Here is a 13,968-nt window from a genome sequence, read left to right as displayed (position 1 = left end):
AGATAATGTTCCTCTAACATTTGTTTGTCTCATAATGTTTATTTTTCCTCACTAGTTTAAGAAATCGCAAGAAAAACAATCTTGCGATTTTAGCATACTTACTTTCTCCTAGTATTAGCAAAACCAATTCTCATCAAACTTTAGCATCTCACAAGAGAGATTATAAACTTGGAATAACTGATTTTTATATACTAGACGCATAGAAATTTTTCAACCTTATTTCTCTTCAAATCCTTCTGCGACTGCATCCGCAAAGTTTTCTTCTACGATGCTTGCACAGTGGTCACAGATGACTGCCTGGTAGCTACGTTCTGCTGTTGTTGGGTCGATACGACGGCAACGGTCACAGACTTCACCTGTAGCGCGTTCAACTGTGAAGGCTACATCTTCAAAGCTAACGGCAGTTTCTGGAGCTTGTCCTTCTGCCATGGTCAATTCTGACACAATCAAAAGTTGTGCTACATTGCTGTTTACTGCTTCGAGTAAAGTTTTCACAACTTCGTTTGGATAAACTGTTAAGTGTGCTTCAAGTGATTTACCGATTACTTTGGCATTACGCGCTTCTTCCAAGGCTTTTTGAGCTTGTCCACGGAAATCCATGAAGGCTGCCCAGGTATCCAAGATTTCTTCTTGGTTAGCAAATGTTTCTGCTTCTGGTAATTCTGACAATTGAACAAAATCTTCTGCTTCAAACTCAAGATATGACCAGATTTCTTCCGCAGTGTGAGGAAGGATTGGTGTCAAGAGTTTGGTGATTTTGACAAGAATGTCATAGAAGACAGTCTGCATTTGACGGCGTTCCAATGATTTGGCACCTTCGATATAAACAACATCTTTAGCAAAATCAAGGTAAAAGGCTGACAAATCAACGTTGATAAAGTTCACCAAGGCCTTGTAGATTGTCAAGAATTCAAAGTCAGCATAAGCATCACGAATAGTCTTGACAAGCTGGTTAAAGCGAATCGTCATGTACTTATCAACTGAACGAAGCTCATCGTAAGCGACTGCATCTTGAGCTGGGTTAAAATCAGATGTGTTAGCAATCAAGAAACGAAGAGTGTTACGAATCTTACGGTAAGTTTCAGAAACTTGGCTCAAGATATCCATAGAGATACGTACGTCATTGCTTGAGTCAACACTTGTTACCCAGAGACGTAAGATTTCCGCACCAAATTGTTTTTCAACATCGCTTGGAGCAATGGTATTTCCAAGGGATTTAGACATCTTCTCACCTTTACCGTCAAGGGCAAAACCTTGTGACAAGATTTGTTTGTAAGGTGCTACGCCATGGTTGGCAACAGATGTGATAAGTGATGAGTTGAACCAACCACGGTATTGGTCAGAACCTTCAAGGTAAAGATCTGCTGGGTAAGTCAACTCAGGACGGTTTACTACCACTCCATTCCATGAAGAACCTGAGTCAAACCAAACGTCCATGATGTCTGTTTCTTTCTTGAACTCGCCGTTTGGTGAACCTGGATGCGTAAATCCTTCTGGCAAGAGGTCCTTGGCATCACGTTCCCACCAAATGCTTGAACCGTGTTCTTCAAAAAGTTGAGCTACGTGTTCAATCGTTTCAGCTGTCATGATAGCTGTACCGTCTTCAGCATAGAAGATAGGAAGTGGAACACCCCAAGCACGTTGACGAGAGATAACCCAGTCGCCACGGTCACGAATCATGTTGTAAAGACGGACCTTACCCCATTCTGAGTGGAACTTCACTTTTTCAATTTCATCCAAGATTTCTTGGCGGAATTTTGAAACTGAGGCAAACCATTGTGGAACTGCACGCCAGATGATTGGTTTTTTCGTACGCCAGTCAAATGGGTATGAGTGAGAGATTTCTTCTTGTGCAAGAAGGAGGTTGCCAAGTTTCTCGATAACAGTTGGAACCACTTTGTCATAGAATTGACCTTCAAACTCAGCACCAGCATTAGCCATCATGATACCGCGCTCGTCAACAGTGACTGCAACTTCAAGACCATTAGCAATACCTACATTGTAGTCGTCCTCACCAAAACCAGGGGCTGTATGGACAATACCTGTACCAGAGTCAGTCGTAACGTGGTCTCCAAGGATTACCAATTCATCTACAGCCGTATCCCATGGGTGTTCTGTTACAATATGGTTCAATTCTTGACCACGGTAAGTTGCCAAAACTTGAACATCAGCCCAACCAAATTTCTCAGACAAGCTAGTCAATAATTCTGCAGCAACCACAAACTTACGAGCTTCACCAGCAGGTTGAACCAAAACGTAATCAATATCTGCTCCAACAGTCAAACCACGCGAAGCTGTGATAGTAAATGGAGTCGTTGTCCAGACAACGATATAAGTATCTGTATCTAGAACACCTTTGCCATCTTTTACCTTATTGGCATAGTAAAGGGAAGTTGAAAGCAAGTCATGGTATTCAATCTCTGCTTCAGCAAGGGCAGACTCTGATGACCAAGACCAGTAAACTGGCTTAGCACCACGGTAAATATAACCTTTATTAGCCATCTCACCGAAGACACGGATTTGAGCAGCTTCATAGTCAGGAGTCAAGGTCACATATGGATTTTCCCAGTCACCAGAAACACCCAAACGTTTGAAGTCTTCGCGTTGTTTATCTACTTGAGAAAGAGCGTATTCACGGCAAAGTTTCAAGTACTCAACCAAGTCCATTTCTTTACGTTTGACACCTTGTTTTGCCAAAACTTGCTCGATTGGCAGACCATGTGTATCCCAACCTGGGATAAATGGTGCATAAAAACCTGACATAGATTTTGAACGAACAATGATATCTTTTGAAATCTTGTTCATAGCGTGTCCAACATGGATATTTCCATTAGCGTATGGAGGGCCATCATGCAAGGTGAAATGAGGTTTTCCTTGGTTCAATTCTTGACGACGTTGATAAAGTTTTGCATCTTCCCATTCCTTTTGCCAAACTGGCTCTTTGGTAGGAAGGCCTGCACGCATTGGGAAAGCTGTTTTCCCAAGATTAAGGGTATCTTTGAGTTTCATGGTATCTCCTTTATAAATAATAACAAATTAAAAACCACGACTTCCAAAAAGGACGAAAATCGTGGTACCACCTTTATTCGGAAAAAGACCTAATCTTTCTCCCTCTTATCCCGTAACGTGGGGAACGTCAAATCTTACTAGCTTCAGATTTGAGTTTTTGAGAGGATAATCTTATCGTTAGGGAATGCAGGACTCACACCATCTCCTGCTCGCTGGAAATATAAGGATAAGATATTGTTCTCACATCGTTTCTTATAAAATTGTAACGGATTCTTGCGGTGCTTCAAATCCCGGTGCTGAATCAACAGTTTCTGTAGCTGGTGATGGACCTGACGGATGCACTGGAGCTACTTCTGGTTCTTCGTACATTGGACCAACTGGATGAGCAGGCTCTTCTTCAACTTGAGGGCTCACTACAGGAGTTGGAGCTTCCACTTCCTGTTTAGCCTGAGCTTCAAATTCAGCCAATTCCTTATTGGCTGCCTCAATACGAGCCTGTAACTCTGTCATTTCTTCTGGAGAAAATTGACGTGTCATATCAATGGGTTCTTCCTCTGGATGTTGCTGTAAGACAGACTCACCCAAGACCTCGCTAACCACTTCTTTAAAGGCTTCATCACTGGTTTGAAGATAAGTAGCTGTTGGACGGAGAATATCTTCCCAATCTGAAGATTCAACAATAGCCAACTGACTCTCAATTGTAGATTTAAGACGTTGGTGGAAGACACGGCTCTTGTTCTTCAATTCTTCTGTTTCAACAGCGACTTTCTTAGCATTATCAGTTGCTTGACGAAGAATCTCGTTTGCCTTATATTTAGCTTCTTCCAACAAGCGTTGAGCATCTTGCTCTGCTTGATGAATGATATTGTTTGAACGTTCATGCGCCGCTTGTTTCACTCGCTCAGCCGTATCTTGGGCAATCAATACAGACTGGCTCAATGAATCTTTCATCTCATCAAAGTAAGACAAACGTTCTTCCAAGCTCTTAATACGCAAATCTTTATCATGATTTGCACGAACAAGATCTTCGTAATCACGAACTACGATATCTAAAAATTCATCGACTTCTTCTGGATCAAAACCTCTGAATCGAGTTCCAAAGGTCTTGTCCTTTATTTCTAATGATGTAATTGGCATTCTATTCCTCACTTACTTAATAATAACTGGACGGTTATTTTTTTCTTCTCTTTTTTTGTTTGTCCCTTATCTTGAAGCAATCTCAAGCGCCCAAATTTTCTCACACTAATCAAGTCTCCAACTTGAACAGTATAATCTGATTTGTCTACCACATGGTAGTTTACTTGGACAAGTTTCTTTTCAATCAACTGGTTTGCTTGATTCCTAGATAGTTTCAAAACATTTGATAAAAGAACATCTAATCTAAAACTAGACACACATAAATCCAGCTCTCTATACTGTTCTAGCTTATCTATCTTCTCGGTGAAAGGACGTTCCTCCAGCGAAACGGGTATACGGCCAATTTTCTTTAATCCATCTTGAAAGAGAAGAAGAAACTGCTGATTAATCATAATCTGCGCCCGTTCTTCATCTACTAGGATATCTCCAAAAAGTTTCCGTTCAATCCCTAATTGATTGATGACTGTCCCTAAAATCTTAGCATGCGTTAAGTGTTCAAATTTATTGGAATACACAATTTCCTGGAGAGATATTTCAAAATCTGAAAACTCTGGTTGGAAATAATCTGGGTATAATAAAACTCGAACATACTCACTCGAGACGAATTCCCCACTACTGCTACAAGCAAGACCATAGGTTTTGGCTAAAATTTTTAATAGCTTCTCCTGATGAGGATTGATAAAAGGAGTTAAAAAAGGAGCATAGCTATCTTCTACCTTCTTTATCCATTCCATTCCCTTATCAAGAAACGGACGATCTTCTATGGAGAAATGCTGGTAAATCCCTTTATTCATCCTATCATCGCCAGAAAACGAACTAGGTTTTCTCCTAAAAATCGAATCAAAACAATCGCAACCCAAACAGATAAATCAAGACCCGCTATCTGTAAAGGCAGGCGTTGCAAGGGAGCAAGCACTGGTTTTACCAATGCTACAATCCAACGACCTAAACTGGATTCGTAGGCGCCTGGAAACCAAGACATGACAGCAAAGGCCACCAAAATCAGGGAGTAAATATCCACTGCATTATAAATCATACGAATTAAAAAAATCATTATCGTACTCTATTTCGCTTCATATCAAAGCCAAACTCACCATTTTGTTCTTCATCTGGTAAACGAATATCTTCTACATTCACAATAACATTCACTGGTGTTAACAGATACATAGTAGATGCTACCTTTTTCAGATTACCAGCTAAAACATGACAAGCTCCATCCAAATAGTCCAAACAACGACGGGCCTGTACCTCTGTCATATACTGAAAATCAATTAAAATACTTTCGTTTCCTGCCAATAAATCAACAATTTCTGTTGCATCTTCATATTTTCTAGGATAACGAACATCTATAATTACCTTATCAGTTGAACGCTGGCTCTGATTTGCCAATTCCTGTTGTCTTGCATGCAGTCTGGTGATATTGCTATCTTTTGCAGCAGCAGACTGTGAAGGCTGATTCATTGGGAGAGCCGGTTCCTGTGAAGAATTTACTGGAGTAAACACGGGTTCATTTCCTTTTTCATAAGGAATCGTTGAATCCTCATCCTCCGTAAAATAATCTATAAATCTATCGAATCTATCTTTTAAAGACATGGTTCTCTCCTACTTAAAAAATGCTGTACCTATACGAACAAAGGTGGAACCGAATTGAATCGCTTCTTTATAATCACGACTCATTCCCATACTTAACTCGGTCATAGGCATATTGGGAATTTGTTTTTCTTGGATTTCTCTTTGTAAATCTTGGGTCGCCTTGAAAATTTCTTTCAACTGCTCACTGCTAGCCTCAAAAGGTGCCATCGTCATTAAACCAACATATTCAATCTTATCTAGTCTGGCTAACTCTGGCAAGATTTCCAGCAGTTCCTCTCTCGAAAAACCGTGTTTGCTTTCTTCTTTAGAAATATTTACCTGAATGAAACACTTGATGACTCGGTCACTTCTTTTTTGAATTTCCTCTGCTAGCTTAACTGAATCCAAGGCATGGAAATAATCAACGTATTGAATGACATCTTTCGCCTTACGTCTTTGCAAGGTACCAATCAAATGCCAAGTAACATCTCGATCTTTTAAAGCTTGATATTTCTCCAGAAACTTATCGACACGATTTTCACCAATATGATGAACACCTAGCGGAAGCAAGGCTTCCGCTGTCGGTACATCTACATACTTGGTAACTGCAATGACAGAGACCGAGTCACTCTCTCGATGAGCACTCAGACTCGCCTCTGCGACTTCTCGAAAAACAAGTTCTGTATTTTCTTTTACATTCATTTACTTAACGATTTTTGAAAAATGGAGGTGTATCCAATTCATCTTCATCTTGTGATGTTGGGGCTTCAAAGCGTTCAACTGGAGAAACGACTGAATCTGTTGTACGAACAATCGATTCACGGCGAAGATCCCAATCACCAAAAGCAGATGCCTGAGTTGGTTCCAAACGACGTGGATTTTGTTTTGGCAATTCAGCTGTTTCTGCCATATCAAAATGACGATCAAAGCCATGTGAATGAGCTGGTTTCACTGTCTCACGGTAGTTAGTAGTAGGTCTAGCTTGTGGAGCCACAACCTTTTCAACACGATCTTGACGAACACCAGTTGCAACAACTGTTACGCGAATTTCATCACGCATACTTTCATCAATTGAAGTACCGAGCCAGATGTTCACTCCTTGACCTGCTGCCTGGTTCACAATTTGTGAAGCCTCTTCAGCTTCAATCAAGGTTAAATCAAGACCACCAGTAACGTTGACGATAACATCCTCAGCACCGTCAATAGTTGTTTCAAGAAGTGGTGAGTAAATTGCCTTACGAGCTGCTTCTACCACACGTTCTTCTCCACTACCGATACCAATACCCATAAGAGCGTTCCCTTTATTTGCCATAACTGTTTTCACATCGGCAAAGTCAAGGTTAATCAAACCAGGATTTGTAATCAAATCGGTAATTCCTTGAACACCTTGACGAAGTACGTTATCCGCTTCGCTAAGTGCTTCAAGAAGTGGAGTTTTCTTATCAACAATTTCAAGCAAGTTGTTGTTTGAGATGATCAATAGAGTATCTACATGCTCACGAAGCTGATTGATTCCTTCTACAGCAAATTGTCCACGCTTGCTTCCTTCAAAACCAAACGGACGTGTTACAACACCAACTGTAAGGGCGCCCAAATCTTTGGCGATACGAGCAATAACAGGAGCAGCTCCAGTTCCAGATCCTCCTCCCATACCAGCAGTGATGAAGACCATATCTGCACCACTAATAGCTTCAGTCAGTGTCTCTTCACTTTCTTCAGCAGCTTTACGACCAACCTCAGGTTGACCTCCTGCACCCAAACCGCGAGTCAATTTAGGACCCAACTGAATAACAGTCTCAGCTTTTGTACTGCTCAATGCTTGTACATCTGTGTTTGCTGCGATAAATTCTACGCCTGTAACACCTTCGTCGACCATACGGTTGATGGCATTGCCACCGCCTCCACCGACACCAATTACTTTAATCACTGCACCTTGAGCAGCAGCTGTATCAAATGAAAATGTCATAATTTATTTTTCCTCTTTATTCGTCAAACATGCTTCCGATCAAGCCACGGAAACGATCTGCTAATTTCGGTTTATTTTGTGAAGCTTGTTGGAAATCCGCCATTGGTTCTGTAGGCGCCACAGGCTCTACTTCTGGAGCAGGGGCTGGTTGAACAGGCGTTGATTGTACAAACTGAGCTGTTTTCTGAATCATTCCTCCAAAACTAATTGGTTGATGAGTCAGAGCAACCTCACCCTTGACTGCTCTTTGAGCCAAAAGATTGACTTCTGTCAATTGTCCAGCGAATTCTGATAGACTAATCACATGCGCAAAGGCTGGATTGCGAATACCAACTTGGTTTGGAACATAGAGTTTCACACGGACACCAAAGACTTCTTGAGCCAATTCTACCATACCTGGTAAAATAGCATTCCCACCGATCAAAACAATTCCACCAGGAAGATCCAATAAATGTCTTCTTTCTAGGTCTTGTTTGATTTGTTCAAAGATATGCTTGATTCGTGCGGAAATAATCTCTGACAAGTAATCTTCTGTCACTTCAACAGGTTCTACTTCCCCAATAACCTCTACTTGGAAGGTTTCTTTACTTGCAAGAGGAGGATAAGCCTCTCCATAGTTCAATTTCAAACCTTCAGCCAACTTCTGAGAAGTTTTCAAGACTTTAGAGATATCCTTAGTTACATAATCTCCGCCTTCTTGAAGAATATTGGTGAACTGGAGTTCTTGGTTACGGATTGTAGCGACAGTCGTTTGCCCTGCCCCCATATCAATCACTGTCGCACCAAATTCACGTTCACCTTCGTTCAAAACTGATTGAACCATTGCTAGTGGCGAAATGATAACATTTTCAACCTGAACACCTGCACGCTCAACCGTCTTACGCAAATTGTGCAAGATAGTACGAGGTCCTGTATAAAGCAAGCCACGCATTTCAAGGCGAACCCCCATCATGCCACGTGGGTCACGAATTCCTTGGAAACCATCCACAATAAATTCTTCAGGAATAAAGGTAATGACTTCACGGTCAGGTGTCATACTCTTTGTCAAAGCTGATTTGACAACATTTTCAACATCTTGATCCGTAATTTCCTTGGTATCAGATGTTACTGGAATCATCCCTTGAGTTGGTTCTACCTGCAGAAGATTACCAGGTAAGCCGACATTCACTGATTTAATCGAAATGCCTGCCTTTTCTTCTGCTTGGGAAATGGCTGATTTGATAGCAGTTGCTGCTGCATCAATATCAACAATAATTCCATCCTTTACACCTTTACTTTTGGCATTACTCACGCCAATTACATTTAATTCACCATTTCTCTGCTCGGCTACAAGCACCTTGACAGAGCTTGTTCCAATATCTAGACCTGTAAAAAAGCCTTCTCTAGCCATTACATCGCATCCTCTCTATCTTCCAAGTTTCTCACTTCGTAATATTCCATAGCTAAACATGGGCATAGCTATTCACAGAATATTATAACACAAAAAATCTGATTGTGCTTAGTTTTTCCTAAATTTACTAGCCAATTTTTCACTTTTCCTTTACAAGAATTTTTCTGCTCTATGTAGCCAACAACAATCTGTCTATTGCCAAAAAAGAAAGCTCATTTCTAAGCTTTCTTTGCAATCATTTTTTCTGCTTCTTGTTCTAAAAATAGTTCCAAGATTTTCTTTGTCAAAGTAATGGCTGCTGACAAGGCTACAGAAACGATTAAATAATTAGCCACTAAGCCGTGATCTCCAACCAATGGCGGTTTGGTCAAGAATCCGTAATCTCCACCTGTTACCAAATTGACCACAAAAATTAAGGCATTTAGTCCAAAGGTCATAAGAAAAATTCTCTTCACATCTAGCAATCGTGCATCATACTGTCTCAATAGATAAACCAGTGAGTTCCCCAAGAGAGCTAAGTGCCCAAAGATAAAGGATAAAATCGCAATATGCGGGAATGGATAAGGATCTGGCACTGGATAAACAAAGGCTGCTAATGTCCCAAATGTTCCTAGTAATGCAAAATACTGCCGATATTTGGACTGACCAGGTAGCAAAAGCACCACAAACATAGCCATACGACAATGGTAAAAGGGTAAGCTTTCTGATAGTGGCATATGATTGACCCAGTACCAACCATAAAGAAGGATTAACTGAACGGCCTGCAAGATTTGGAAAAATCGTTGGTAAACCTTCTTTTCACGATAACGATAGGCTGTATAAAAGGTCAAAGCCAAGAGTGTAAATATACTGACATACCAAAAAAGATCAAACTTTGGTGGCTCTGTTGCTTGGGTCGTAAAAAAAATATCCCATAAATTCATCTAGTCTTCCTCATGATTCAAAATTTTCCTGCATTTTATTATACCATGCTATTTGTCAAAAATGGATTTAGAAATACGATAATCATCTTCTTAGTCAAGATATTGCTCCCTCTGGCCTTGATAAACCTGCCAAAGAATCTCTATTTGCTCCTTGGTAATGCGTTTTTCAGATAAGTTCGGCAGCTGGTCAATGGCAAAAAATTGAAGGTCAGCGATTTCTTGATTTTCTTGAAATTGTCCATCGAGAAACTTACATTCAAAAACAAACTTTGCATATTGTTTGCTCTGTAGTTGGAAACGATTGGTATCAAAAACAGCTAGTAGTCTTTCAACTTTGGCTTTAAAACCGGTTTCTTCTTCAATTTCCTTGAGAATATTTTCAGTTGGTGAATAACCGACCTCACCAAAACCACCTGGTAAAGCCCAATCATCCTCTCCTTGTCCCCTAACCAGACAAATTTTTTCGTCCTCAACAATCCAAGCACGGACGTCCATTAACGGAGTCGCATAAGCAGAAGTTGGCTTCAAGACTTCTGCCACTTCTTCGGCATCAAGGTCTGATGCTTGATTCAACATTTCAGATAAAAGGCCTCGCAAGTCTTCGTAGCGCTCACGGTCGAAAGGATCCTTTGTAAAGGTTAATCCAGTATCTGTAATGGCAATCATTCTTTGCAAATACTTGACAAAATCACTTGTCTTCATGTTCTAAACTTTCTACCAACTTGGCTAGATTCATAGAGTTAGAGCCTTTGAGCAGGATTTGATCATGAGCCCCAAGGCTTTCCTTGACCTGCTTAACTAGGTCTTCAAATTGGTCCTCGTCAGCTGTTTTCTTGAAGTAGAAAACATGTCCGATTGGGAACATTTGACTGGCAAGTTGGGCCAATTCGGCAATGTCTTCTCCGTAGAAAATAACGGTATCCAACACATCTGGCGAGAGACTCAAAATCATCTGGTTATGGAGCTGAACAGACTGGTCACCAAGTTCCTTCATATCCGCCAAGACAGCGATTTTTTTGCCACCTTCATTGGCTGGAATGGCAGAGAAAGTCTCTAAAATCAGCTTCATAGCAGTTGGATTGGCATTATATACGTCAGACAGGATATCTGCTCCATTGGCTGCTTTCTTCCACTCGGTACGATTACGCGTCAATTCAAGATTTTGGAAGGCCTGACGAATCTGCTCCTCAGTCACTCCTTCTTGCAGGGCAACATAGGATGCAATCATAGCATTGGTGGCATTGTACTTACCAGTCACTGGCAAATCAAGGGCTTGTTCCAAGAAATTAGCCTTAAAGGTCAGACTATCCTTGCGCTCTATCAAGTCTGTAATTTCCAGCTCTGCTCCTTGCCCAAAACGAACCACCTTTTTATCAGCTGGCAAGTAGGCCTCTACAATGGAGTCGGCTGGGGCCAAAAGCAAGGAATCTGAAGCCATGCCATCTGCAATTTGCATTTTTCCTTTTGCAATCTCTGAACGGTCTTTGAAAAAGGCCAAATGAGCTTCCCCAACCAAGGTCACAATGGCTGTCTTTGGATGAGCCAATTCAGACAAGAGATGAATATCTCCCAAGTGATCCTGTCCCATCTCCAAGACCAACTTTTCTGTTCCTTCAGGCATATGGAGAACTGTGTAGGGAAGGCCAATCTCATTATTGTAGTTACCTTGTGTTTTGTAAGTTTTGTAGGTTGTTGATAGCAGGTGCGCCAACATGTCTTTGGTTGTTGTTTTACCATTTGAACCTGTAACAGCAAAGACATCAACTGCTGTTTTTTCAAGATAGTAGGCAGCTAGGGTTTGAAAGGCTGTCAAGACATCATCTACTAGAATATAGGGATGATTTGCGATTTCTTTCTCAGACAGGGTTACAGCAGCGCCATTTTCAAAAGCTGTTTCGATAAAGTCATGACCGTCACGCGCACCTTTGAGGGGCGCAAATAAATCTCCTGTCGCAATCAAACGACTGTCAAACTCAGCTTTCTCTAACTGGGTGTCCTCAAAGATGCTGATATCATTTTTAGCTCCTACAACTTGGGCCACTTCATGGATTGTTAATTTCATTTCTACTCCTTTAAAAAGGGGCGAAGCTCGAGAACTTTAGTCACCTTACAGTGATGGTTCTGGCTTCTACCCTCTCTTTCATTTTATAGCAAATGCGCTTCGCGCTTGTCAAAACTTTCCTTGGCAAGGTCAACCAAACGTTCTATTAAGTCTGGGTAGCTGATTCCCATATTTTCCCAAAGTAGTGGATACATTGACCACTGGGTGAAGCCTGGCATGGTATTGAGCTCGTTGAGGAAAATCTCTCCCTTATCTGTATAGAAGAAATCACAACGAGAGAGACCGAGGCCACCAATGGCACGGAAGGCAGTTTCTGCATTTTGACGCATGACAGCTATCACATCATTACTGATTTTAGCTGGGATATCCATGGTAATTTTGTTGTCAATATACTTGGCATCGTAGTCATAAAAGGCAACATCCTTGACCACTTCTCCTGGTAGCGTACTCTTGACATCGTAGTTGCCCAAGAGACCAACCTCGATTTCACGGGCATTCACTCCTTGCTCAACCAAGACACGGCTGTCATATTGGAAGGCAAGTTTCAAGGCTTGACGGAGTTCTTCTTGATTTTCAGACTTAGAAATACCGACACTAGAACCCATATTAGATGGTTTTGTGAAAACTGGGTAAGTCAATTTTTCTTCCACTTCAGCGATCTTAGCAGTCACATCATCCCCTTCAACGATAGCCACATAAGGAACTTGGGCAATACCAGCAGATTCTAACACACGCTTGGTCGTGATTTTGTCCATGGCAAGGCTAGATGACAAGATATTGCAGCCGACATACGGCATTTTCAAAACTTCTAAGAATCCTTGGACAGAGCCGTCTTCTCCCATCGGACCGTGAAGAACTGGGAAGACTACTGCCCCTTCTTCGTAGATGGCACTTGGTGCAACTTTCTTATCCCAATCAATAGTTTCATTGGTCATGAGACTGTCCTCTTGACCTGGAGTCTGACTAAATTCCTGCGTTTTGATAAAGTCACCTGACTGACTGATAAAGAAAGTCTTAACTGTGAAACGGTCGTAATTGACCGCACGCATGACACTTTCAGCTGACAGGACAGAGACTTCGCGTTCCGCACTCCGTCCACCATATAAAAGAATAATCGTTTGTTTCATATTATTTGTCCTAATTCTACTAGAATACTCGCTCTTTAGTATATCATATTTGCTTATTTTTTTAAAACTTGAACCTGATCCTACTCATCACACTATACAAAAAGAGGCCAATATGAACGATTTTCAGCCTCCTTGATTTTTTATAAATGAATGGACTTCGTAAATTTGTCCACACTTACAACTCTGTCCGATTTTCAATAGCCCGTAAGAGTGTGACTTCATCTGCATACTCGATATCTGCTCCCACAGCAAGACCTCTTGCCAGGCGCGTAACCTTGATGCCAGCTGGCTTGAGCAAACGCGAAAGATACATGGAAGTCGCTTCCCCATCTGCTGTGGCATTGGTTGCTACGATTACTTCTGAAACCTCACTATCCATCAGACGAGTCATGAGACTCTTGAGATTGATATCATCTGGACTGATACCATTCATAGGAGAAATGAGGCCATGCAGGACATGATAGAGACCATGGTATTCTTGGATGTTCTCCATGGCTGCCACATCACGACTATCCTCTAGCACCAAAATCGTTGTCTGGTCACGACTCGGATCGGTACAAATGGAGCAAGGATCATCATCTGTCAAACGTCCACAAACGGAACAGTAGGTCAATTCTCTCTTAGCAGAAAGGAGATTTTTGGCAAATTCATTGACATCGTCATCAGACATCCCAATCGTATAAAAGGCCAGACGCGTGGCCGTCTTAATCCCGATACCTGGTAACTTGGAATAACTGTCAATCAGCTTGGCAATGGGTGTTGGATAAAGCATAATTTCCTTT

13 protein-coding genes are annotated in these 13,968 nt (G+C 41.3%); all 13 read right to left on the bottom strand.

Annotated features, from left to right (window positions below; genetic code table 11):
- Positions 1 to 216 precede the first annotated feature (216 nt).
- Positions 217 to 3,009: an isoleucine--tRNA ligase gene (gene ileS, locus WKI42_RS03045; RefSeq protein ID WP_368081152.1), complete on the bottom strand. Its 2,793-nt coding sequence runs from the start codon at positions 3,007 to 3,009 to the stop codon at positions 217 to 219.
- A gap of 252 nt (positions 3,010 to 3,261) precedes the next feature.
- Positions 3,262 to 4,146, bottom strand: a complete 885-nt coding sequence (locus tag WKI42_RS03040) for a DivIVA domain-containing protein (RefSeq protein ID WP_368081151.1) — start codon at positions 4,144 to 4,146, stop codon at positions 3,262 to 3,264.
- Between the two features lie 8 nt (positions 4,147 to 4,154).
- Positions 4,155 to 4,940, bottom strand: a complete 786-nt coding sequence (locus WKI42_RS03035; RefSeq protein WP_050203631.1) for an RNA-binding protein — start codon at positions 4,938 to 4,940, stop codon at positions 4,155 to 4,157.
- Entirely contained in the window at positions 4,937 to 5,200 is a 264-nt protein-coding gene (locus WKI42_RS03030) for a YggT family protein (protein WP_000576512.1), read from the bottom strand. The genes WKI42_RS03035 and WKI42_RS03030 overlap by 4 nt, the downstream gene beginning before the upstream one ends.
- The gene (locus WKI42_RS03025; RefSeq protein WP_368081150.1) at positions 5,200 to 5,739 is read right to left on the bottom strand and encodes a cell division protein SepF; all 540 of its coding nucleotides are present in this window, start codon (positions 5,737 to 5,739) and stop codon (positions 5,200 to 5,202) included. Before WKI42_RS03025 ends, WKI42_RS03030 begins: the two co-directional genes overlap by 1 nt.
- Before the next feature lie 9 nt (positions 5,740 to 5,748).
- Positions 5,749 to 6,420, bottom strand: a complete 672-nt coding sequence (locus WKI42_RS03020) for a YggS family pyridoxal phosphate-dependent enzyme (RefSeq protein ID WP_368081149.1) — start codon at positions 6,418 to 6,420, stop codon at positions 5,749 to 5,751.
- Positions 6,421 to 6,424: 4 nt separating this feature from the next.
- Positions 6,425 to 7,684 (bottom strand): cell division protein FtsZ, encoded by a 1,260-nt coding sequence (gene ftsZ, locus WKI42_RS03015; protein WP_000144272.1) that lies wholly within the window; start codon positions 7,682 to 7,684, stop codon positions 6,425 to 6,427.
- A gap of 16 nt (positions 7,685 to 7,700) precedes the next feature.
- Complete coding sequence (gene ftsA / locus WKI42_RS03010; protein ID WP_000090401.1) at positions 7,701 to 9,074, bottom strand: cell division protein FtsA; 1,374 nt, start codon at positions 9,072 to 9,074, stop codon at positions 7,701 to 7,703.
- A gap of 218 nt (positions 9,075 to 9,292) precedes the next feature.
- Complete coding sequence (locus tag WKI42_RS03005; RefSeq protein WP_368081148.1) at positions 9,293 to 9,997, bottom strand: TMEM164-related integral membrane acyltransferase; 705 nt, start codon at positions 9,995 to 9,997, stop codon at positions 9,293 to 9,295.
- Between the two features lie 90 nt (positions 9,998 to 10,087).
- Complete coding sequence (locus tag WKI42_RS03000; RefSeq protein WP_368081147.1) at positions 10,088 to 10,699, bottom strand: NUDIX hydrolase; 612 nt, start codon at positions 10,697 to 10,699, stop codon at positions 10,088 to 10,090.
- A complete protein-coding gene (locus tag WKI42_RS02995; RefSeq protein WP_368081146.1) occupies positions 10,686 to 12,059 on the bottom strand; it encodes a UDP-N-acetylmuramoyl-tripeptide--D-alanyl-D-alanine ligase in 1,374 nt (457 codons plus the stop codon). Before WKI42_RS02995 ends, WKI42_RS03000 begins: the two co-directional genes overlap by 14 nt.
- An 83-nt stretch (positions 12,060 to 12,142) precedes the next feature.
- Positions 12,143 to 13,186, bottom strand: coding sequence for a D-alanine--D-alanine ligase (locus tag WKI42_RS02990; protein ID WP_368081145.1), 1,044 nt, complete (start codon positions 13,184 to 13,186; stop codon positions 12,143 to 12,145).
- A 175-nt stretch (positions 13,187 to 13,361) separates the two neighbouring features.
- A complete protein-coding gene (gene recR, locus WKI42_RS02985; RefSeq protein WP_000966760.1) occupies positions 13,362 to 13,958 on the bottom strand; it encodes a recombination mediator RecR in 597 nt (198 codons plus the stop codon).
- Positions 13,959 to 13,968: the final 10 nt, after the last annotated feature.

The sequence above is a fragment of the Streptococcus pseudopneumoniae genome (genome assembly GCF_038148935.1).
Taxonomy (GTDB): Bacteria; Bacillota; Bacilli; order Lactobacillales; family Streptococcaceae; genus Streptococcus; species Streptococcus pseudopneumoniae_U.
The sequence above is the reverse complement of the archived record's forward strand: the minus strand, read 5'-3'. Positions and strand labels throughout refer to the sequence as shown.

What these genes read in the sequence shown, in the direction of transcription:
- WKI42_RS03000 (WP_368081147.1), bottom strand. Translation starts at nt 10,699, where the DNA reads ATGAAGACAAGTGATTTTGTCAAGTATTTGCAAAGAATGATTGCCATT.
- ftsA (WP_000090401.1), bottom strand. Translation starts at nt 9,074, where the DNA reads ATGGCTAGAGAAGGCTTTTTTACAGGTCTAGATATTGGAACAAGCTCT.
- WKI42_RS03035 (WP_050203631.1), bottom strand. Translation starts at nt 4,940, where the DNA reads ATGAATAAAGGGATTTACCAGCATTTCTCCATAGAAGATCGTCCGTTT.
- WKI42_RS03040 (WP_368081151.1), bottom strand. Translation starts at nt 4,146, where the DNA reads ATGCCAATTACATCATTAGAAATAAAGGACAAGACCTTTGGAACTCGA.
- WKI42_RS03005 (WP_368081148.1), bottom strand. Translation starts at nt 9,997, where the DNA reads ATGAATTTATGGGATATTTTTTTTACGACCCAAGCAACAGAGCCACCA.
- WKI42_RS02990 (WP_368081145.1), bottom strand. Translation starts at nt 13,186, where the DNA reads ATGAAACAAACGATTATTCTTTTATATGGTGGACGGAGTGCGGAACGC.
- ftsZ (WP_000144272.1), bottom strand. Translation starts at nt 7,684, where the DNA reads ATGACATTTTCATTTGATACAGCTGCTGCTCAAGGTGCAGTGATTAAA.
- WKI42_RS02995 (WP_368081146.1), bottom strand. Translation starts at nt 12,059, where the DNA reads ATGAAATTAACAATCCATGAAGTGGCCCAAGTTGTAGGAGCTAAAAAT.
- WKI42_RS03030 (WP_000576512.1), bottom strand. Translation starts at nt 5,200, where the DNA reads ATGATTTTTTTAATTCGTATGATTTATAATGCAGTGGATATTTACTCC.
- WKI42_RS03025 (WP_368081150.1), bottom strand. Translation starts at nt 5,739, where the DNA reads ATGTCTTTAAAAGATAGATTCGATAGATTTATAGATTATTTTACGGAG.
- recR (WP_000966760.1), bottom strand. Translation starts at nt 13,958, where the DNA reads ATGCTTTATCCAACACCCATTGCCAAGCTGATTGACAGTTATTCCAAG.
- WKI42_RS03020 (WP_368081149.1), bottom strand. Translation starts at nt 6,420, where the DNA reads ATGAATGTAAAAGAAAATACAGAACTTGTTTTTCGAGAAGTCGCAGAG.
- ileS (WP_368081152.1), bottom strand. Translation starts at nt 3,009, where the DNA reads ATGAAACTCAAAGATACCCTTAATCTTGGGAAAACAGCTTTCCCAATG.